20 protein-coding genes and 1 pseudogene are annotated in these 19,478 nt (G+C 60.5%); 9 read left to right on the forward strand and 12 right to left on the reverse strand.

Annotated features, from left to right (window positions below):
• Positions 1-58 precede the first annotated feature (58 nt).
• Positions 59-268, reverse strand: a complete 210-nt coding sequence (locus ACVMIH_RS11805; RefSeq protein ID WP_456861847.1) for a hypothetical protein — start codon at positions 266-268, stop codon at positions 59-61.
• 138 nt (positions 269-406) lie between these two features.
• Here ACVMIH_RS11805 and ACVMIH_RS11810 point away from each other — a divergent pair, with 138 nt between their 5' ends.
• From ACVMIH_RS11810 to ACVMIH_RS11830, 5 genes and pseudogenes are all read left to right on the forward strand, one after another.
• Positions 407-967 carry a TetR/AcrR family transcriptional regulator gene (locus tag ACVMIH_RS11810; protein ID WP_456861849.1) on the forward strand — a complete coding sequence of 187 codons (561 nt, stop codon included), beginning with the start codon at positions 407-409 and terminating at the stop codon, positions 965-967.
• Between the two features lie 184 nt (positions 968-1,151).
• A complete protein-coding gene (locus ACVMIH_RS11815) occupies positions 1,152-1,730 on the forward strand; it encodes a cupin domain-containing protein (protein WP_456861851.1) in 579 nt (192 codons plus the stop codon).
• Positions 1,731-1,889: 159 nt separating this feature from the next.
• Positions 1,890-2,054, forward strand: coding sequence for an SDR family NAD(P)-dependent oxidoreductase (locus ACVMIH_RS11820; protein ID WP_456866448.1), 165 nt, complete (start codon positions 1,890-1,892; stop codon positions 2,052-2,054).
• Positions 2,048-2,395: pseudogene (locus ACVMIH_RS11825) on the forward strand (SDR family NAD(P)-dependent oxidoreductase); the annotation flags it as partial. The gene ACVMIH_RS11820 and the pseudogene ACVMIH_RS11825, both read left to right, overlap by 7 nt.
• A gap of 89 nt (positions 2,396-2,484) precedes the next feature.
• Complete coding sequence (locus ACVMIH_RS11830; protein WP_456861853.1) at positions 2,485-2,607, forward strand: SDR family oxidoreductase; 123 nt, start codon at positions 2,485-2,487, stop codon at positions 2,605-2,607.
• Positions 2,608-3,513: 906 nt separating this feature from the next.
• On the opposite strand, the gene ACVMIH_RS11835 is transcribed toward ACVMIH_RS11830, so the two are convergent.
• A complete protein-coding gene (locus ACVMIH_RS11835) occupies positions 3,514-3,969 on the reverse strand; it encodes a winged helix-turn-helix transcriptional regulator (RefSeq protein WP_456861855.1) in 456 nt (151 codons plus the stop codon).
• Positions 3,970-4,149: 180 nt separating this feature from the next.
• Here ACVMIH_RS11835 and ACVMIH_RS11840 point away from each other — a divergent pair, with 180 nt between their 5' ends.
• A complete protein-coding gene (locus ACVMIH_RS11840) occupies positions 4,150-4,953 on the forward strand; it encodes an SDR family NAD(P)-dependent oxidoreductase (RefSeq protein ID WP_456861857.1) in 804 nt (267 codons plus the stop codon).
• 476 nt (positions 4,954-5,429) lie between these two features.
• On the opposite strand, the gene ACVMIH_RS11845 is transcribed toward ACVMIH_RS11840, so the two are convergent.
• Together ACVMIH_RS11845 and ACVMIH_RS11850 are read right to left on the reverse strand one after the other, a co-directional pair.
• A complete protein-coding gene (locus ACVMIH_RS11845; protein ID WP_456861859.1) occupies positions 5,430-7,985 on the reverse strand; it encodes an ATP-binding protein in 2,556 nt (851 codons plus the stop codon).
• 154 nt (positions 7,986-8,139) lie between these two features.
• Entirely contained in the window at positions 8,140-8,721 is a 582-nt protein-coding gene (locus ACVMIH_RS11850; protein WP_456861861.1) for a TetR/AcrR family transcriptional regulator, read from the reverse strand.
• Positions 8,722-8,830: 109 nt separating this feature from the next.
• On the opposite strand from ACVMIH_RS11850, the gene ACVMIH_RS11855 reads away from it, so the two are divergent.
• The 3 genes from ACVMIH_RS11855 to ACVMIH_RS11865 all read left to right on the forward strand — a co-directional run bounded on the left by ACVMIH_RS11855 (position 8,831) and on the right by ACVMIH_RS11865 (position 11,730).
• On the forward strand, positions 8,831-10,042 hold the full coding sequence (locus ACVMIH_RS11855; protein ID WP_456861863.1) for a YbfB/YjiJ family MFS transporter: 1,212 nt from the start codon (positions 8,831-8,833) through the stop codon (positions 10,040-10,042).
• A gap of 150 nt (positions 10,043-10,192) precedes the next feature.
• Positions 10,193-11,212, forward strand: coding sequence for an LLM class flavin-dependent oxidoreductase (locus ACVMIH_RS11860; RefSeq protein ID WP_456861865.1), 1,020 nt, complete (start codon positions 10,193-10,195; stop codon positions 11,210-11,212).
• 83 nt (positions 11,213-11,295) lie between these two features.
• Positions 11,296-11,730, forward strand: coding sequence for a cupin domain-containing protein (locus ACVMIH_RS11865; RefSeq protein WP_456861867.1), 435 nt, complete (start codon positions 11,296-11,298; stop codon positions 11,728-11,730).
• 555 nt (positions 11,731-12,285) lie between these two features.
• On the opposite strand, the gene ACVMIH_RS11870 is transcribed toward ACVMIH_RS11865, so the two are convergent.
• From ACVMIH_RS11870 to ACVMIH_RS11905, 8 genes are all read right to left on the reverse strand, one after another.
• Entirely contained in the window at positions 12,286-12,648 is a 363-nt protein-coding gene (locus ACVMIH_RS11870) for a hypothetical protein (RefSeq protein ID WP_456861869.1), read from the reverse strand.
• Between the two features lie 253 nt (positions 12,649-12,901).
• On the reverse strand, positions 12,902-13,540 hold the full coding sequence (locus ACVMIH_RS11875) for a 3-oxoacid CoA-transferase subunit B (protein WP_456861871.1): 639 nt from the start codon (positions 13,538-13,540) through the stop codon (positions 12,902-12,904).
• A 2-nt stretch (positions 13,541-13,542) separates the two neighbouring features.
• Positions 13,543-14,250, reverse strand: coding sequence for a CoA transferase subunit A (locus ACVMIH_RS11880; RefSeq protein WP_456861873.1), 708 nt, complete (start codon positions 14,248-14,250; stop codon positions 13,543-13,545).
• Positions 14,251-14,269: 19 nt separating this feature from the next.
• Positions 14,270-15,301, reverse strand: a complete 1,032-nt coding sequence (locus ACVMIH_RS11885; RefSeq protein ID WP_456866450.1) for a phosphotransferase — start codon at positions 15,299-15,301, stop codon at positions 14,270-14,272.
• 2 nt (positions 15,302-15,303) lie between these two features.
• Positions 15,304-16,077 (reverse strand): SDR family NAD(P)-dependent oxidoreductase, encoded by a 774-nt coding sequence (locus ACVMIH_RS11890; RefSeq protein WP_456861875.1) that lies wholly within the window; start codon positions 16,075-16,077, stop codon positions 15,304-15,306.
• A gap of 154 nt (positions 16,078-16,231) precedes the next feature.
• Positions 16,232-17,251 carry a branched-chain amino acid ABC transporter permease gene (locus ACVMIH_RS11895; RefSeq protein ID WP_456861877.1) on the reverse strand — a complete coding sequence of 340 codons (1,020 nt, stop codon included), beginning with the start codon at positions 17,249-17,251 and terminating at the stop codon, positions 16,232-16,234.
• 1 nt (position 17,252) lies between these two features.
• Positions 17,253-18,140: a branched-chain amino acid ABC transporter permease gene (locus tag ACVMIH_RS11900; RefSeq protein ID WP_456861879.1), complete on the reverse strand. Its 888-nt coding sequence runs from the start codon at positions 18,138-18,140 to the stop codon at positions 17,253-17,255.
• 93 nt (positions 18,141-18,233) lie between these two features.
• The gene (locus ACVMIH_RS11905; RefSeq protein ID WP_456861881.1) at positions 18,234-19,451 is read right to left on the reverse strand and encodes an ABC transporter substrate-binding protein; all 1,218 of its coding nucleotides are present in this window, start codon (positions 19,449-19,451) and stop codon (positions 18,234-18,236) included.
• Positions 19,452-19,478 lie beyond the last annotated feature (27 nt).

Here is a 19,478-nt window from a genome sequence, read left to right on the forward strand (position 1 = left end):
TCCGGCGCGGACTGACCGTCGTTGTTCTAACGGATGGACTTTAACGCCCGACCCGACCTCACCCATCGCCATCACCCTGGCGTCGCATCAACTCGCTCGGAAAACCGGAGTCTTCGGCAATCGCACGCAACCTCCGGCAACGTTCGACCAAAGCTGCATCGCCGATGATCCGCCGGAATTCTTTGTACATTTCGACCTCAGCGGTCCGATCGAAATGAGCTTGCATGGCAACGGGCGAGATTCCTCGTCTTGCAATGCGATTGGCCATGCACGCGCCGTCCACATAAGTCACACAATTGGGCATAGCGGCTTTACCTGTCACTTGGTAGGCTCATTTTGATAATATTGCAGGTTTGAGGTTTCAACCCTACCTAACAGTTGGTCGAGAAAAGTTGAGGTGATGGTGATGAGCGAAAGCGCGAGAGAAGCGATCCTTGTTGCGGCGCGCAGGAAGGCTCAGGCGCACGGGTATGCCGGACTGAACTTCCGCGACATCGGGAATGAGGTCGGCATCAAGGCTGCGAGCATCTATCACCACTTCCCTAGCAAGGCTGAGCTCGGAGCTGCGGTAGCAAAGCGCTATTGGCAAGACGCGGCGGCGAATCTTGAAGCTCTTTCAACGGTGAACAGCGATCCGCGAAAGGCACTGCGAGCTTATCCAGGCCTTTTCCGCCGGTCGCTCGAGCAGGACAACCGAATGTGCCTCTGCAGTTTCATGGCGGCCGAATATGACGACCTGCCCGACACCGTGAAGACGGAAGTGCAGGCGTTCGCCGATGTCAACGTGGCGTGGCTTACCAGGATGCTCGCCGCGGCTTCTGTCCCCGCCAGCAAGCGTGAGACTCGGGCTCGCGCAATCTTCGCTGCCGTTGCGGGCGCGCAACTGATGGCGCGGAGCCGTGCAGACCTAAAGCTGTTCGATGTGCTGATCGATAGCTTTCGCGGATCCGGTCTGATTCCCACCTGAATGCCGATCATTCGTGGATGAGCCCGGCCTTCCACGATAGCGAAAACTTGAGCTGCTTTCATCTCTATGATGCCGTGGCAAGCTAAGCTCTGACTCCCGCAAAGCTTCAATTGAAATGACGATCGAGGTCGTCACGCAAGGTACACCGTAGTGTGAATTTTGAAGCCTTGCGCGCAATCCTCTGGTGGCTAAATCGCTTCGCATCCTCGATGCGATCACCATAAACAGAAAGACGTTCAAGATGATTAGATCCGCCAGAGCTCTGTTGGCCGCGATGTGCCAACCATGGTGCAGAATTACACTGCCCCACAGGCTGAAATGCCTCGTCGTCGGATTGTTGGCATCGGTGACTTCACAAGCCTACGCTCAGCAGCAAACGGATGGGCATCAGCAAACGGATGTCACGGTCAGGAAATTGCTCTCCACGATGACTACGTCGGCGGGGCAAAAGATCGTATTGCCCAACAAAGGTGTCGAGTTGACAGCGTCGATCTTCGAAATTTCCCCTGGGGCGCACCTTCCGGAGCACGAGCATCCGTATCCTCGATACGGTTACATCTTGTCGGGAAGTCTGCGCGTGACCGACACAGAGACCGGTCAAAGCAAGACGTATCGGCCGGGGGACTTCGTGGTGGAGTCGGTGGGACGCTGGCATACTGGTGCCAGTGAAGGACAGGAGCCGACACGGCTTCTAGTTATCGACATCACCCAGCATGGACACACCAACACCATCCTGCGCAAATCGCGGGAAGGTAGCGGCTGACGAGGGAAGACCGCACTATGTCCGCAAGCCGTATGAGCGGCTTCGTTACGCCTGAAACATCTTTCTCGCCACACGTAGGCAAACGGTAACAGCCGGAGCGCAGATACGAGCGTTAATTTGGGCGGCGTGCCGGTCGAAGACGAGGAACGACTATTGAGCATGCAGTTTGACCGAAGGATCGCGATCGTGACTGGCGCTACCAAAGGGATCGGGCGGGAAACCGCACGGCTTCTCGCCCGTGAGGGCGCTTCGATCATCGCGATCGGTCGAGTCGGGACGATCTTGCAAGCCTTGAAAAGGAGATCGGATGCCGATCAATCGTAGTCGACCTCTCTGATCCGGCGATGGCTCGTGATGCCGCAAAGCAATCGGTTCCGGCCGACCTGCTCGTCAATTGTGCTGGCCGGCCTCCCGCCATTCCTCGATACGACCGAGACTGCGTTCAACGAGATGATGACTCTTCATACAGTGGTGTCGATGATCTCTCCCAAGAGTTGGCCAGGAGCCTCATTGCGCGAAATGATCGAGGCGTCATCATCAACGTCTCGGCCCTAGCAACCCTGACCGGCGCGCCTGGGCACGCCGATTACGCGGCCTCCAAGGCCGCCCTCGACGACATGTCGCGGGTTATGGCCCTCGAACTCGGGCGCTGGGGCATAAGGGTAAACACGGTCCACCCTACCGTCACCGATACTGAGATGTTCAGGAAGGTTTGGCCCAATCCGACCAAGCTTCAGGGCTCGACCGGACACCAATGGGGCGTGTCGCCCAGCCCGCCGAAGTCGCGGCCACGATCGCATTCCTGCTCTCAGACAGCGCCGCAATGGTCCACGGCGTCGTCGGCCTGCCCATCGACGGCGGATATTTGGTCGGCTGATCTTTTTCCTCGTTGAGATCGGCGAGCTTGAACTGCGCACGCGGTCCTTTGAGGCGCCAAAGCACGAATTCGCGCAGAACGCAGCCCCCGGCCCTTCTTTACGATCCAACGCGCTACGATACTCCGTTAGTGAAGACGCAATGGATTTTGAACTTCTACCGGGATATACCCGACCTACTGCGCAGCGTTCGGCTGGTACAGTATTAGCCGTCACGGTCGCCACGCAACTGCTTGTGGAAAGCTCCGCCCCCACCGTTGCCTGGCCGTGCCGCGCAAATTTTCGCAACCTTGTGAGATCGACGCGAGGCAGTAGCGATTGCTAATGCGAACTTCGTAACAGCAATGACGACCATCGGCTCGGCAACGGTGGGACCCTCAACGCAATGAATGTCTCACACACGAAGCCGCGGCCTTGGCTGCCATGCCCGCTTCGCACGCGTGGAGACCTTAGTAAGAAGAGTGGTGACAACCCTTTACCATTTGCTCGGTTCGTCGATGTGCTTTGAACGTGCCCCGGGGGCAGTGAATCCTCGGCAAGCAAGAGGCTTTGACCGGACCATATTATGCTTTTCCACAAAATGGACCATTGCGGCAGACACGAAGACATCTCTTGCCAGCAGGAAATCGGACATCCAGGTAGATCAGCTGGATACAACAGCGTTCGCCTTCCGAAGGCGTAGGCCCCATGTCCGAATCGTGTCGGTGCGCTAAATAGCATTGAGGCACATCTTCCGAAAATCCACTGATGTGGTTCAGCGTTTTCGACGCCTTGGCAGATGGTGGGGCAACCATTTGTACAGCACTCGTACGCTTGATGCCTTCGCGGCAGCAGACAAATGCTGAAGGAGTCGGAGACGCCGTCGGGTCTTGGCGGCGCGGCGCGCCCTGCAACCTTCGAGGTCAGGCTCAGGATGGCCGTTCGACTAGGCTCATCTGCAATTCGCGCGGATCCACAACACGACCATCGGCCGTTTTGATCTCGAGCTTAGCCAGCGGCAATTCGGACGCCTTATCGATCAGCAACGGCAAAGATTCTCCCGGATCAAAGCAGTTTTCCTCACCCCACTGCCAGATCGCCATGATCACCACGGCCAAAGCCTTGCCCTTATCGGTCAAAAGATACTTGTGGCGGTTCGGCGACGCCTCATCAGATACGAGCTGAAGCACGCCGCCATCGACCAGCTTCCTCAGCCGCGACAAGATGTTCTTTGCCAGACCAATGCTTTTCTGAAACCCGCTGAACTTTTCCATGCCCAAGAGGGCATTTCGGACGATGAGCAGCGACCACCAGTCGCCGAACACCTCGAGGGCGCGGGACGCCGCGCACGCGTTCTGGCTGAGGTCCGTCCTCCTGCCCTTCACGAACATCTCCTTGCATTACACACCTAGAAGTGGGTTGCAAATTTAAACCAAGCCCCCCTTCTGTCGAGAGGTTGCAAATTTAAACCTTCCGACCCGTCGGCTGCCACCGTTGCCATAGGCCGGAACTCCCCGGAACCTCGGCGAGGACGCCCGTGCTGCCCGCCCAACCACGAGAGATAAATGACCCAGGAAAACAAGGGCTTCGCGCTTATCACCGGCGCCTCCGCAGGCATCGGGGCCGTCTATGCCGACCGGCTCGCGCGCCGCGGTTATGACCTCATACTCGTCGCCCGTCGCGCACAGCTCCTGAAATCGATCGCTGACCGGATCAGGCGCGAAACGGGCCGCCAGGTCGAGACCTACGCCGTCGATCTCGGCAACCGTGCAGATCTCGGCCGCGTCGAAGATATTCTGCGCAACGACACGCGCATCTCACTCCTCGTTAATAATGCCGGCCTCGGTCCTGTGGCCCCGCTGCTCAACTCCAATGTCGACGCGATGAGCAACGTCGTTACAGTGAACATCGATGCCCTTATGCGGCTCACTTACGCCGCCGCGCCCAAGTTCGTCGAGCGCGGCGGCGGGTCAATCATCAATCTCTCTTCAGGTGTGGCCATCGGCCCAGAGATGTTGAACGGCGTCTACAGCGCCTCTAAGGCCTTCGTCCTGGCCTTCAGCCAGTCCCTGAGAAACGAGCTTTCCGACAAGGGCGTACGAATCCAAGTGGTGCTGCCGGGGGTGGTCGCAACCGATAGCTGGGCCAACAACGGCATGCCCGTCGAGAACCTTCCGAAGGAGATGGTGATGTCGGCGGAGACCATGGTCGATGCTGCCCTTGCCGGCTTCGACCAGGGCGAGTTCGCCACCACGCCGTCTCTGGCCGACAAAGCGCAATGGGATGAGTTCGACCAAGCCCGCCATGCGCTGTTCCAGAACCTTTCTCGCTCCGTTCCCGCGGAGCGCTACACCAAAGCTGCCAGCTAGGCTCGCGGCCGCGTGCGCACGGCTAAATGCGGACGCAGCCGCCGACCCGACCTGGGCGGCGAGCTGCGTTCCTCCGATCGAATCCAAAGCTCGCCGGCTTGCGCCCAATATGGCGCAAACGGCAAACGACAACATCAATCGTTGAGCTCCGCGCATGCTTCGCCACGATGCCCGTCGACGGAAACAGCAATAAACGAAGCGAACAACGACGACTGCTCCCCCAATGCAGCCACGTGTTCTCGAGGGCTGCCTCTGTCCCTCTTTTGCTATTGTTGTACGGCTCTGTCGCAAGGAACGGCCGACCACGACCGGCCAAACTAAGAGCCGCCGTACGCCGAACCGTCGAGGCTTGCGCCAGCCATCCGGTCAAACAGGGTGGCGTTCTGATCGTGACAAAACTCCGCGCTCTGCAGCGAACTGTGCGACGTTTGTGACGTGGGTCCCTGCGGGAGCGACGTTGTCGAAGCGCAAGCGGATCATGCTTCGCGCAGCATTGCCTGCAGGCGCCGCGCCAGGTCTGCGAGGCGAAAAGGCTTATGAATGATGGGGAACTCATCCACCGCATTATGCCTCTCCAGTTCGTCTCTCACGTACCCGGACGTCAGCAGGATCTTGACGCCTGGTCTTAGTCGCTTCGCCTCGCGGGCAAGCTCGACACCGCTCATCCCGTTTGGCATCACGACGTCGCTGAACAGGAGGTCAAATTCCTGGCTGGATTGCAGCAGCCGGAGCGCCTCCGCGGCATTTCCAACGCAGGAAACGTAATATCCGAAAGTGGTCAGCATTTCCGAGGTGACCTCCAGGAGATCCTCGTTATCATCGACAACAAGGATGCGCTCGGAGGCTGCCGGCATAACTTCAGGCTGCCGGGTTTCCCGCTCCGCATCCGGTCGTTGGGCGGCCCTGGGCAGATACAGCGTGAATTTGGTTCCCACGCCCGGCGTGCTGTCGACCGTCACGTGTCCTCTGGACTGCCGGACAAAGCCGTAAACCATGCTGAGGCCAAGTCCCGTACCCTTGCCGACCTCTTTCGTCGTGAAAAACGGCTCAAACACTCGATCCCGGACATCGGAGGACATTCCGCACCCGCTGTCGGCGACGGACAGCGCGACATACTCTCCGGCCAGACAGCCGCCAACGTCTCCCTCCTCCACAGCGACGTTCCGCGTCGCGATCTCGAGTACGCCGCCGGCCGGCATGGCGTCCCGCGCATTGAGCGCCAGGTTGAGAAGGGCCGTTTCCAGCAGCGACGGATCGACGTGGCATAGCCACAATCGATCCTCGGTCTGCAGCTCGATCTTGCAGCTGGCTCCGACCGCCTGCCGTATGAGCACCTGGAAGTCGGCGACGAGGCGATTAGCGTCGACGAGTTTTGGATTCAAAGTCTGCCGCCGCGAAAAGGCGAGAAGCTGCGCCGTCAGCTTAGTCCCTCGATCAATGGCACGCCGCGCAACCGCAGCGAACTGCCGGATCTTGATAACGTCCCTCGCGGTCTCGATGAGTTCAAGGTTGCCGGAAACGACAGTAAGCAGGTTGTTGAAGTCGTGCGCAACACCGCCGGTGAGCTGGCCAACAGATTCCATCTTTTGGCTCTGATGAAATTGTTCCTCGATCTGCCGACGCGCTTCCAGAGCATGCTTGTGCTCGGTGATGTCGCGAAGAAAGATCGCGTAGCCTTGACTGGAGGCGAATGCATTGATCGCGCACCAGATATTTTGGCGCGGACAGAACGCCTCGACGAAGGCCGGCCGCTGCTCCGACATCGCCTCCACAATCTCGCGCAAGATGTCCCGGTCGAACTCATCTTGAAATACTTCGGACAGTCCCATGCCGACGATCTCGCTGCCCGCGGCGAAACGGGTCCAGGCCGGCCCATTTAAATAGGTGATACGCCAATTCGGATCGACGATGAGCACACTGTCGTTGGTGCTCTCAAAGATCGTCGTGATCCGGGCGGCGGCCTCTTCGGCGGCCTCCTTGGCCTTAGACAACTCCTGCTCGCGATGCTCCAACGCATTGGCCATCATATTGAACGCGTCGGCAACGCGCGCGATTTCGGAGGTCCCCCCGATATCCACTCGCCGATCGAAATTACCGAGTCGCCATTGGTTCGCAGCATCAACCAGTCGCCCGAGCGGGCGATGAATGAACTTCCGGGCGCCCAACGATGTCAGCAGCAACACCAGTGCAGTGCTCAGGACAATCAAGAAGATGTCGCGCAGCGTCTGACGCTGGATCTCCCTGAAAGCCAGTGCCTTGTCTAGGCCGAAGTCGACAACAAGGGCGCCCAAGCCATCCTGGAGGGCAGAATAGGCTTCGATCCGCTCTACACCGTCGACATCGACGACATCGGCCGTACCGGTTCGGTCCAATGACTTTCCGTCAGCCATTTTTCTTCCGGCGAACCGGTCGTTATCAGGATAGCGGGCGAGGAAAATGCCGTTGCGGTCCGTGATCGCGAGAGCCGCGCCCTCAGGCACGCCGCTTCGAGCGATGTAGCCGGCGAGCCAATCCAAGCCAAGACTTGCAACTATCACGCCACCAATCTTGCCATCGCTGGCGTAGAACGGCATCGCAAACTGTATGACTCTTTGCTTGGAGGACAGGCCTCGTGAATACTCTCCGATCGTAAAAGAGCCGGTCCTGAGGGCGCTCGCGAAGTAAGTGCGTTTGGAGATGTCAACCGCTAGGCGATTTCCGTCTGTGTGGCAGAAAGACAAGCCCGTAACGTCAGCGACGATGATGGTAATGAACGCTGGGAAGCGCGGCTTCATCGCCGCCAGATAGGAATTGCACCCTATGCGGTCCCCCGCCTTGATTGCCGGCAGTTCCGATAGCGCAATCAGGACCTGGTGAATCCCCTGAACAATTTGTTGCTGGTTTGCTGCAGCCAGCTTGGCGAGGCTCAGTGCCTGATCCTCCACTTCAACCTGACGCGCTTCACGCCGGCCGAATTCACTGTAGGCTTGGATCGCGATCGCCGGTACGAGCGCGACAGCGACGAGCAGGAACAGGCGTGAAAGAAGGGTCACTTCCGAGGCGGTCCCAACCCCAAGAATACTCGCTCGTCGGAGCGAGTTGCGGCGTTGCTTCTGCAACGTAGAATGGATATCGATGCGCGTGGGTTCAAGCTGATCCTATGAGGAGCGGCGCTCAAGGGTGCGTGAAGTTTGCACGGCCATCTTGTTAAGTCGGCCAGCCACGGAGCGAAGTCTCGACTGTGCGGCGAAGGTCCGTCCGACTTGCTCCCGTCTGCGCCGCAAAAGCCAATCCCCAACCGACGACAATCGCAAATAGTGCAAGAGCGTCCGAATCCGCATTTGCCGGCAGATCACCCCTCTCCTGCGCTACCCGAAAACGTAAAGCCAGCCGTTTGCGGCGGGCGTGACGAAGCTTTGTCAGTTCGTCTTGAACTTCGGCCTCTTCTGCGTACGCCTGAGAACATTTGACCGAAAGACACCCCGGTGGGTGCCCTTTATCCGTGTAGAGGTCCACCAACCCATAGAGCATTGTCTCAACGACTTCGCGCGCCGTGGCTTGGTTCAAAGCCTTTTCATCGACGCGGCCAAGGTACGCTTGATAATAGTAGTTGAGCACCCGCCTGAAGAGACCGGCTTTGCTATCGAACGCAAAATACAAGCTCGCGGGCGCGATCCCGATATCCGTCGTCAAGTCCGCAAGCGACGTGCCCTGATAGCCATTCTTCCAGAACAGCGCGGTCGCTCCTTTGATCGCCTCATCAATGTCGAAGCTTCTCGGCCGGGGCATGTTCTGATCTCCTGTTTGTTATTTAGCATTCACTCTATTTGATTGACAAGGGTCGTCACGAAATTTATTGATCACTAAAGTATCGTACTCCACCATCTGTGGCGGCCCTATGTCATATAAAACCGCGCTTCCGGCATCCCTTCCGCGCAATCCGATCGCCACGGCGCTCGCCTTGTCACTGGCTGCCGCCATTGCCCTCGGCGTCTCCCGTCTGTCCTATGGGCTCCTGCTGTCGCCCATGCGTGCTGATCTTGGCTGGTCTTATTTGTTGGCTGGCTCGATGAACACGGCCAATGCGCTCGGCTACTTCATTGGCGCGCTGGCGGTTCCGGCGCTGATGCGCCGCCACAGCATCTGGCGACTGCTGATCATTGGCTCCGTTCTGACAAGCATATTCTTGCTCTTGTCGGGTGTTGTAACCGACTCAATATCTCTGATCCTGCTCCGCCTTGGCGCAGGTGCCGCGAGTGCGTCAGTCTTCGTGATCGGCGGCGTTCTGGCGACCCGGCTCGGCTCGATGCACCGCGAACAGGCCGGATTTCTGATCGGTCTTTATTACGGCGGAACAGGTTTCGGGATCGCACTTTCCGCGCTGCTGGTACCGGCGGCACTTTCCGCCGCACCACGACTGGGCGGCGCGCATGACTGGCAATGGGCGTGGTTCGCGCTTGGCGGAGCGTGCCTTCTCGCAACCGCCATCATGGCGCTCCCTGCAAAGGCGATTGGTGAAACTCCCGTTGATCAGACCACAAACTCCGAGTTCACCGTGAAGGACTTCGGGTTTGCCTTGGCCGGCTATTTCATGTTCGGCGTTGGCTATATTGCCTACATGACATTTGTCATCGCACTGCTCAAGCAGCAGGGCATGCAGGCCGGAACGATCACCCTGTTCTACACGCTGTTAGGCGTGGCCGTCGTATTGTCCTCGCGCCTGTGGGCGCCGATGCTGGATCGTTTCAAGGGCGGCGAGTCGCTGGCGATCTTTAACGCTATCGCGGGTGTAGTTTCCATCCTCCCGGCTATGACTTCGGCGGTGCCGGTGGTGTTCGCATCTGGCCTTGCCTTCGGGATGGTCCTGCTATCGGCGGTCGCATCGACCACCGTGTTGGTGCGGCACAATCTTCCGCAAGGATCATGGTCTTCCGCGATCAGCGTGTTCACGGTGGTGTTCGCTTTCGGCCAGATCATTGGCCCCGCCCTCGTAGGATGGATCGCCGACGGCCCGGGCGGTCTCGAGCGCGGATTGATCGTTTCCGCCCTTGCGCTGTTCATCGGCGCGGCGTTGGCTTCACGACAGAAGGCGTTGTCCCTACGGAAATGACGTCATGACTGCTCCCACAAGCAACATCAACCCCGCAGAAATATGCTGTGTGGCGACCGGCGAGTCTCCGACTGCCATATGTCTAGATAGATGTGCATGCGATGCGAGGCATCGTTACGCCGTCGCCTTGCACGCGTAAGAGAGCATGCCATGGGTACGCCGCTCCCGGTATCTGTCCTTGATTTTTCGCCAATGCGTGAGGGCGAGACAGTGAGCAAATCGCTGCGCCGCACAGTCGAACTGGCGCAGTTGGCTGAGGCGCTGGATTATCGGCGGTTCTGGTTTACCGAGCATCACAATGTCCCACGCCTGTCCAACGCAGCGCCAGCCGTCGTGCTCGCACACATCGCCAGCCTGACGAAATCGATCCGCGTTGGATCCGGCGGCGTGATGTTGCCCAACCATTCACCGCTGGTTATAGCTGAGCAGTTTGGAACGCTGGCGGGGCTGCATCCCGGTCGGGTTGATCTCGGGATTGGGCGCGCGACAGGCGGGCCTGGTGCAGATTCCGAGATATTCCGGATGCTGCGCAAGCCGCCGGACGCGCGCGATCGATTTGAGCTCGACCTCGGCGAGCTTTTGACATTGCTCGATGAGCGGCAGGCGGACGACGCGCCGTACGTGCCTTCCCGTGGCATGGATCTTCCGGTTTGGCTCCTAGGATCGTCACCATCGTCGGCGGCAATGGCCGGAAAGCTTGGCCTGCCATTCTCCTATGCGACGCATATTGCGCCCGATGACCTGCAGGTAGCGTTGCGGGCCTATCGCACAAATTTCCGCCCCTCAAGGACCCTGCAGCGCAATTATGCGATGATCTCCGCCTTCATCATTGCCGCGGACACCGATGGTCAAGCCGATGATTTGCTCGCGGAAATCCGGCCTGTCCTGCTGCAGTGGTTTCAAAAGTCGAGCGTGCGATCGTCGACCGACGATCCAGCGAACCCTGCCGTAGCGGCAGCAGCACCTGCGCAACCCCTATCCTATGCGATCGTGGGCTCACCCGATAGGGTGCGATGTGGTATCGAGGATATGGTGCGACAAACGCAAGCCAACGAGCTGATGGTCATCACGCTGATACGCGACCCCGTTGTTGCCCGTCGCACTTACGAGATCGTTGCCCGCGTCTGCAGGGACATTGTCCGAGAACCCGGGGCGCCGGCCGCTGGCTGAGCAAGCACGGGCTCCCGACATCATCGCCATTTCTTGCTCGACCCGGCCGGCAATCGTCGCCTTCACAAAACCTTGGAGCGAAAATGAAGCCTAGTGTCACCACAGAATTTGAAACGACGGAATTTGCAGGAATAGCCGCCAAGATCATCAACCCCTATCCTTGCCCATTCACAGTTCTGGATATGACTATCAAGCCCGGCTTCGGCGCGCCGGCTCATATTTCGTCGACCGAAGACAAGCTCTTCATCGTTATCGAGGGCCAACTAAGGTATCTTATCGGCGTCATGACTGAGACCGTCGGCCCCGGCACCCGCGTGATCATTCCAAGGGGCATCATTCACGGCTTCACAAACGTCGGCGTTCGTGACGCGCGGCATATTCTTATGTCCACGCCGCGCCGCCACGAGGAATTCTTCCGCGATCTGCATAACATACCTGAGCCGCGTGAGCAGCACAGGGATCAACTCTCAACCATAGCGGAACGTCACGACCAAGCTATCGTGGGGCCGCTGCCATAACCGTGGCCTCCTGCGATCGCGTGACAGTTCTTCGTCGAATGGACATTCGATGTTTCCGATGGGAGCACCGTCTGCTCTCGCTTAAGTCAGATCTGACACCCGCCATGGGCATCGATCAGTTCTGAATCTGCACGCTTCGCGCAATCAGTTTGCGCGCCGGCGCGGAAATGACGATTGCGCGATCGCTCAAGCTTGCTGGCGGGAGCGGAAGCCGCGGCGAGCATCCTGGTGGTCCGCGCCAGCAGCTGGAGCTTGGCAATCTGATGCCCGGCATCAACGGCCGCTCCGGTGCCTATATCTATTCACTGAGCTCAAGAGCTGCTTTCATCTCAAGCCATAGGTTTGCGTCGTGGCACCGGGCCCGCAAGCTTGTATCCTACTGGATACCAGCAACATCCCCTTCACACATGTCTTTCACCGCCTCAGAACGCTATCGGTTTTGGATCAACCGGCTAAGCGCTACCGGGCGCCGCCGCGCCATCGTCACCGAGGCCCGCGATGCCGGTCGCAGCCCAGAGGCTAACGATACCTCGCACGCGAGCGTCACGCAGGCCGTCAGTCTCGGATGCGAAAATAGGTCCGGCTACCAATGTCCTCACCGTCTTTTTCAAAGCGGCCTGACGTCCACTTCTCCGGACGTTGCATGAACACCTCCCAGACCATCAGACCGAAACACTTGGCCGACGCTTCGAAACTGTGCCGTGCGGCCTTCTCGTAGATCGGCTGAAAGGGTGTTCCGCGCCAGTCGTTTCCCGGCATCCAGCCGGCGGTGTGGATCTCGTCGCCGTCGATCATCTGATTGAGCGCGGCCCTGATTGCGTCAATCTCTGCCGCGGTCATTCGCGCCAGGTAGGTTCGATACTCGGATTGATAGGGGACGGACGTAATGGGTCGTTCGGTCATCAGATCGACAAGCATGTTTACGCTCTCCCGGTTCGTCGTCCGACGATGCGTGCGACTGGGTATTGTCGCGCAAAGCGCACCCTGTTGGAAGCGCCAGATGCCCCAGATCATACGCGCTATCCCATTGGCCCAAATGTTCTCCTAACTAAGACTGTAACGGCGAGCAGTCTCGAGGCCTCGAGCGGATCCGCAAACAGCCTTGGAACCGCGATAGCCGTTGGGAGCGCAATGACCCGTCTTGCGACGGCCCAGTTGCGGGCGCTCCGTTCTAGAGCAGCGTGGCGCCGGTCTTTCCCTGCACCTCTTCCTGGGTGACGGACGGAGCCAGTTCCACTAGGCTAAGGCCTGCCGGCGTGACGTCGATCACCGCAAGGTCCGTGATGATGCGATCCACCACGCTCCTGCCTGTCAGCGGTAAGCTGCATTCGCGGACAAGCTTGGCTTCCCAGCCGCCGTCCTTGCGGCGAGCAACATGCTCCATCAGGACGATGACCCTGCCTACCCCGGCGACGAGATCCATCGCGCCGCCCATGCCCTTGACCATCTTGCCCGGGATCATCCAGTTGGCGAGGTCACCTTGTTCACTGACCTGCAGGGCGCCCAGGATCGACAAGTTGATCTTGCCGCCGCGGACCATGGCGAAGCTATCATGTGAACCGAAGATGCTGGTGCCGGGTATGGTGGTGACCGTTTCCTTGCCCGCGTTGATGATGTCCGGGTCGACCTGCTCCTCTGGCGGGTACGGTCCGATTCCGAGCATGCCGTTCTCGCTCTGCAGCCAGACTTCGATGTCGGGGCTGACAAAGTTGGCAACGGCCGTGGGAAGCCCGATGCCGAGGTTGACGTAGTAGCCATCGCGCAGCTCACACGCCGCGCGCGCCGCCATCTGTGAGTGGGTCCAGGCCATGGTCAAGCTCCTTGCGCGGTCGTCACGGTACGACGCTCGATCCGCTTCTCGGGGCTCGGATGAAGCACGAGGCGGTGGATGTAGATGCCCGGCAGGTGGATCGCATCGGGGTCGAGCGAACCGTTCTCCACGATCTCCTCGACCTCAGCCACAGTAACCTGGCCTGCCATCGCCACCGCCGGGTTGAAATTGCGCGCAGTGCGCCGAAACACCAGGTTGCCGGATCGATCGGCCTTCCATGCCTTGACCAGGGACACCTGCGGAACCAGCGACAGCTCCATCACATATGTCTTGTCGTTGAACTCGCGCAGCTCCTTGCCTTCGGCCACCACGGTGCCGACTCCGGTCCGCGTGAAGAAGGCCGGGATGCCGGCGCCTCCGGCCCGCAGCTTCTCTGCGAGCGTGCCTTGCGGGGTGAACTCCAACTCGAGCTCGCCGGCCAGGTACTGCCGTTCGAACTCCTTGTTCTCGCCGACGTAAGACGCGATCATCTTCTTGATCTGCCCTGTTCTGAGCAGCTTGCCGAGCCCGAAATCATCCACGCCGGCGTTGTTGGAGATGACCGTCAGATATTTGGCGCCGGTGCGCATCAGCGCATCGATCAGCGCCTCTGGGATGCCGCACAGCCCGAAGCCGCCGACGGCCAACAGCTGCCCATCGGCCACCAGGTCGTTCAACGCCGCGTCGGCGGAGGGATATAGCTTGTTCATGATGGATCCTGCAGATGTATCAGTTGCTCCGGCCTGCATGGCGCATAGCGCACTGCCAGCCGAGTTCGGCCAATGGGCCGGCCTTGCGACCGGTTTCCGTCGCGTCGGCGGCGGCAGCGTTGCCATCGGCCGAGCGCTGCGCGATGCCGTACAAAATCGCCGCCATGCGGAACAGGTTGTAGGCCAGATAGAAGTGCCAGTGCTCCGTTGGATCGCGGCCGGTGGCATCGCTGTACATCGCCACGTACTCCGCTTCGGTCGGAATGCCCAGCGTCGCCAGATCAAGCCCGGCGATGCCGCGCCACAAGCGCGGCGGGATCGTCCAGGACATGCAGTGGTACGAAAAGTCCGCCAGCGGGTGACCGAGGGTCGACAGCTCCCAGTCCAGAACGCCGATCACGCGCGGCTCGCTCGGGTGAAACACCAGATTGTCGAGCCGGTAGTCACCATGCACCAGGGTGGTTTCATCGCCGGCCGGAATCTGTTCGGGCAGCCAAGCCATGAGCCGGTGCATGGCCTCGTTCACCGGCAGGGCCGCGTCCTGGCATTGTCGTGACCATCGACTGATCTGCCGTGCGAAGTAGTTGCCGGGCCGGCCGAAGCTCGCAAGCCCCACGGCCTCATGGTCCACGCCGTGCAGCGCCGCGATCACCCGGCCCATCTCCTGGTAGATGGCGCCTCGCTCCGGCGCCGCCATACCCGGCAGCGACTGATCGCCCAGCACGCGCCCTTCCAGAAACTCCATGACGTAGAACGGCGTGCCGATGATCGTTGCGTCCTCGCAATAGGCAAACAGGCGCGGCACCGGAACGCCGCTGGCTTGCAGCGCCTCCATCACGCGATACTCGCGGTCGATGGCGTGAGCCGAGGCGATGAGCTGTCCTGGCGGCTTCTTGCGCACCACATATTGGCGGCTGCCGGCCTCGAGGCGGAAGGTCGGGTTCGACTGCCCGCCCGACAAAGCGGAGAGCAAATGCGGCTCGTTGCCGGTCAGGCCCCGTTTCCGCAAAAAACCAGTGAGCGCGTCGATTTGCCGAGCGGCCTGGGACATGTTCACAGGGAACTCACCAGATGTCCGCCATCGACAGCGACGGTCGTACCCGACATCGCAGCGCCCGCATCGGAGGCGAGCAGCAGCAACGGGCCATCCAGGTCGGCCAGCTCGCCGAAGCGGCGGCTTGGAATGCGCGCACGCAGCTTCTCTCCGGCCGTGCTGGTCAAAAAGGCCCGATTGAGGTCAGTGATCACATAGCCTGGGAGCAGCGCATTGACGCGGATGCGATAGCGGGCGAGCTCAAGGGCGGCGGCCTTGGTGGCCTGCACCACGCCAGCCTTCGAGATCGCATAGGGGGCCACCCCACCGGCCACGCGCTCGCCCAGGATGGAGGCGATGTTCACGATGCTGCCGCCGCGCCCCGCAGCCACCATGCGCCGCGCAGCCTCATTGGTCACCAGCCAGCACCCTTTCAGGTTGGTCTCGATCACGGCGTCGAAATCGTCTTCGGTCTGTTCCAGCAGCGCACGAGTCGTGGTGACGCCGACATTGTTCACCACCACGTCGGGCGCTCCCCAGCTCGCCAGCTCATCGAAACAATGACGCACGCTGGCGCTATCGGTCACGTCAAGCGCCAGCGCCCTCGCTTCGCCGCCGGCCGAGGTGATGCTCTCGACCAAAGCCTGCAGCAGGTCGACGCGCCGCGCCGCGAGCGCAACCCGCGCACCGACGCCGGCCAGGAGATGCGCAAAGTGGCGACCAAGCCCGCTGGAGGCGCCGGTGACGAGGACGACGCGGCCCTCGAGGCGGAAGCGTTGCAATGCGTCAGTCATGCCCTCACACCTGCGGCCGCGCCTGCTTCGCCGGCTCTGGCCGCCACGATCGCCCAGCCGCAGCCTTTTTCGGACCGGATCGACGATTGATAACGGCCCCCGCGTCGTCGGCCCTTCGTCGCCATCGAAGTCCAATTCATCGAGAGAACGGTCCTCATAGCGACTGTCGCAGGAAATGGCCGATCTCGCCGACGATGCCGCGCCGGAACGCCAGCACGCAGGAAACGAAGATGACGCCCTGGATCACCAAGACCCATTGACCGAAATCGGCGAGATATTGCTGCATGGCGACGATGATGAAAGCTCCGAACACCGGCCCGAAGATGGTGCCGAGACCGCCGACCAGCGTCATCAGCACGATTTCGCCGGACATCGTCCAATGCGCGTCAGTGAGCGAGGCATTCTGCACCACGAACACTTTCAGCGATCCGGCAAGACCTGCGAGCGTACCGGACAGGATGAAGGCCAGCAGCTTGTATTGGTCGGTCTTGTAGCCGAGCGAGATCGCGCGCGGCTCGTTCTCGCGGATCGCCTTCAACACTTCGCCGAACGGCGAATTGATGCTGCGGAAGATCAGCAGGAATCCTCCGAGGAAGCCGACGAGCACGACGTAATACAGGACCGTCGGCTTGGAGAGATCGATGCATCCGAACAGGATGCCCTGCTGAATGCCCTGGATGCCGTCCTCACCGTGGGTGAACGGCGTCTGCAGGTAGACAAAGTAGAGTAGCTGCGACAGTGCGAGCGTGATCATCGAGAAGTAGATGCCCTGGCGGCGGATCGAAATGTAACCGGTGATCAACGCCAGCACGGCCGCGGCAAGCATCCCGCCGATGATGCTGAGTTCCGGCGACAAGGGCTGCAGCGGGATGACGATCCAATGGCCACCCCAACATGGAACGGAGATCATTCCGACCTTGAAGAGATGCGCCGTGACATAGCCCGCCGTCCCCAGGAACATCGCGTGGCCGAACGACAACAGGCCGCCGAAGCCGATCAGCAGGTTGAACGCGCAGGCCAGCAGCGCGAAACACAACGCCTGCATCACGAAGAACGGGTAGATGCCGCTCCACGGCACCATGGCGAGCGCCCCTGCCATCGCGACAAATACGATCATCTCCTCGCGCACCACGCGCGGTGCGATCGGTGGGGTATCGTCGGTCAACGTCGTCATGTTAGATCGCCCTTCCCGTCAATCCCGTCGGCTTGACCAGCAGGACCAGCACCATCAGAACGAAGACCACGGTGTTGGAGGCCTCGGGGTAGAAATATTTGGTCAGTCCCTCGATCACGCCGAGCGCAAAGCCGGTGACGATCGAGCCCATGATCGAACCCATGCCGCCGATCACCACCACCGCGAACACCACGATGAGGAGATCCGCCCCCATCAGCGGCCGGACCTGGTTGATCGGCGCCGCCAACACGCCGGCAAGCGCAGCCAGGCCGACGCCGAGCCCGTAGGTCAACGTGATCATGCGCGGCACGTTGACGCCGAAGGCGCGAACCAGGGTGGGATTTTCGGTGGCGGCGCGCAGGAAGGCGCCGAGCTGCGTCTTCTCGATCAGGTACCAGGTCGCAAGACACACCGCGAGCGAGAAGATCACCACCCAGCCGCGGTAGATCGGCAGGAACATGAAGCCGAGATTGATGCCGCCCTGCAGGCCATGCCAGCCGCCGACCTGCGGATAGTCCGGAATCGCATAGGGCAGCCCTGACGAGCCGAAATAGTTCTGAAAGATGCCTTGCACGATCAGCGCGATGCCAAAGGTCAGCAACAGGCCATAGAGATGGTCGAGCCCGGTCAGCCATTGCAGCAGGGTGCGCTCCAAAATCATGCCGAAAATGCCGACCGCGATCGGCGCGATGATCAGCGCCCACCAGTAGCCGATGCCGCACAGGCCCAGCAGGAAGTAGGCACAGAACGCTCCCATCATGTAGAGCGCGCCATGCGCAAAGTTGATGATGTTGAGCATGCCGAAGATCACGGCGAGGCCGAGGCTGAGCAGCGCGTAGAACGAGCCGTTGATCAGTCCCACCAGAAGCTGTGCGTAGAGGGCTTGCATCGATCGATCTTTCGCCAACTCGTTGGTGCGGACGCAACCTCGTCCGTGGAGCACGGTTCGCCGGCTGCGAGCCGGCGAACCGCCCTTCACTTGTTACTTCTTGACCAGCGCACAGGTGCTCTTCGACAGCGGCAGGAAGGCCTGGTCGGCAGGCGTGGTGCCGATCAGCTTGTAATAATCCCACGGCCCCTTGGATTCCTCGGGCTTCTTGACCTCGAACAGATAGGCCGGGTGCAGCTTGCGGCCGTCGGCACGGATGCTGCCCTCGCCGAACAGCGGATCGTCGGTCGGCAGCTCCTTCATCTTGGCCACCACCTTGGTGCCGTCGTGCGGGTTGGCGCCCATCGCGTCGAGCGCCTTGAAATAGTGGATCAGGCCGGAATAGACACCGGCCTGGGCCATCGAGGGCATCGCCTTGGTCTTCATGCGTTCGGAGAACCGCTTGGAAAAGGCGCGGGTGCCGTCGTTGAGATCCCAGTAGAAGGTCTCGGTCAGGTACAGCCCCTGCGCGACCTTCAGGCCGAGCGAGTGCACGTCGGTGATGAAGAGCAAGAGCCCGGCGAGCTTCTGGCCGCCGGCGACAATACCGAATTCAGCCGCCTGCTTGATCGCGTTGGTGGTGTCGCCGCCGGCGTTGGCAAGGCCGATGACCTTGGCCTTGGACGCCTGCGCCTGCAGCAGGAAGGAGGAGAAATCCGGGGTGTTGAGCGGATGCTTGACGCCGCCCACCACCTTGCCGCCATTGGCGAGCACCACGGCGGTGGTGTCGCGCTCTAGAGTGTGGCCGAAATTGTAGTCGGCGGTGAGAAAGTACCAGGTGTCGCCGCCGGCCTTCACCAGCGCCTGGCCGGTGTTGTTGGCGAGCATGAAGGTATCGTAGACCCAGTGGATCGTGTTCGGCGTGCACTGCGCGTTGGTGAGGTCCGACGTCCCAGCGCCGGTATTGATCATGATGGAGTTCTTCTCCCTCACGACGTTGTTGACCGCAAGGCCGACGCCCGAGTTCAGCACGTCCATCAGGATGTCGACCTTCTCGACGTCGATCCACTGCCGCGCGATGCTGGTGGCGATGTCAGGCTTGTTCTGGTGATCGGCCGAGATCAGTCCGATCTTCCAGCCCTTCGCGGCCATGCCGGAATCCTCGATTGCCATCTGCGCGGCGACGATAGAGCCGGCGCCGCCGAGATCGGAATACAGGCCGGAAAGGTCGGTCAGCACGCCGATCTTGACGGTCTTGTCCTGCGCGAAGGCGTCGGTCGCAGCCGCGACCGAAAGTGCCGCGCCGAGCAGAAGTGCGGAGAGCCGTTTCATTCTAACTCCTTTAATGAATGCATTTCG

The organism is Bradyrhizobium sp. USDA 4503 (assembly GCF_054055815.1).

Excerpts from the sequence above, each read along its gene's own strand:
- ACVMIH_RS11805 (WP_456861847.1), bottom strand. The coding sequence starts at position 268 with ATGGCCAATCGCATTGCAAGACGAGGAATCTCGCCCGTTGCCATGCAA.
- ACVMIH_RS11810 (WP_456861849.1), top strand. The coding sequence starts at position 407 with ATGAGCGAAAGCGCGAGAGAAGCGATCCTTGTTGCGGCGCGCAGGAAG.
- ACVMIH_RS11820 (WP_456866448.1), top strand. The coding sequence starts at position 1,890 with ATGCAGTTTGACCGAAGGATCGCGATCGTGACTGGCGCTACCAAAGGG.
- ACVMIH_RS11830 (WP_456861853.1), top strand. The coding sequence starts at position 2,485 with ATGGGGCGTGTCGCCCAGCCCGCCGAAGTCGCGGCCACGATCGCATTC.
- ACVMIH_RS11840 (WP_456861857.1), top strand. The coding sequence starts at position 4,150 with ATGACCCAGGAAAACAAGGGCTTCGCGCTTATCACCGGCGCCTCCGCA.
- ACVMIH_RS11850 (WP_456861861.1), bottom strand. The coding sequence starts at position 8,721 with ATGCCCCGGCCGAGAAGCTTCGACATTGATGAGGCGATCAAAGGAGCG.
- ACVMIH_RS11855 (WP_456861863.1), top strand. The coding sequence starts at position 8,831 with ATGTCATATAAAACCGCGCTTCCGGCATCCCTTCCGCGCAATCCGATC.
- ACVMIH_RS11860 (WP_456861865.1), top strand. The coding sequence starts at position 10,193 with ATGGGTACGCCGCTCCCGGTATCTGTCCTTGATTTTTCGCCAATGCGT.
- ACVMIH_RS11865 (WP_456861867.1), top strand. The coding sequence starts at position 11,296 with ATGAAGCCTAGTGTCACCACAGAATTTGAAACGACGGAATTTGCAGGA.
- ACVMIH_RS11870 (WP_456861869.1), bottom strand. The coding sequence starts at position 12,648 with ATGCTTGTCGATCTGATGACCGAACGACCCATTACGTCCGTCCCCTAT.
- ACVMIH_RS11875 (WP_456861871.1), bottom strand. The coding sequence starts at position 13,540 with ATGGCCTGGACCCACTCACAGATGGCGGCGCGCGCGGCGTGTGAGCTG.
- ACVMIH_RS11880 (WP_456861873.1), bottom strand. The coding sequence starts at position 14,250 with ATGAACAAGCTATATCCCTCCGCCGACGCGGCGTTGAACGACCTGGTG.
- ACVMIH_RS11885 (WP_456866450.1), bottom strand. The coding sequence starts at position 15,301 with ATGTCCCAGGCCGCTCGGCAAATCGACGCGCTCACTGGTTTTTTGCGG.
- ACVMIH_RS11890 (WP_456861875.1), bottom strand. The coding sequence starts at position 16,077 with ATGACTGACGCATTGCAACGCTTCCGCCTCGAGGGCCGCGTCGTCCTC.
- ACVMIH_RS11895 (WP_456861877.1), bottom strand. The coding sequence starts at position 17,251 with ATGACGACGTTGACCGACGATACCCCACCGATCGCACCGCGCGTGGTG.
- ACVMIH_RS11900 (WP_456861879.1), bottom strand. The coding sequence starts at position 18,140 with ATGCAAGCCCTCTACGCACAGCTTCTGGTGGGACTGATCAACGGCTCG.
- ACVMIH_RS11905 (WP_456861881.1), bottom strand. The coding sequence starts at position 19,451 with ATGAAACGGCTCTCCGCACTTCTGCTCGGCGCGGCACTTTCGGTCGCG.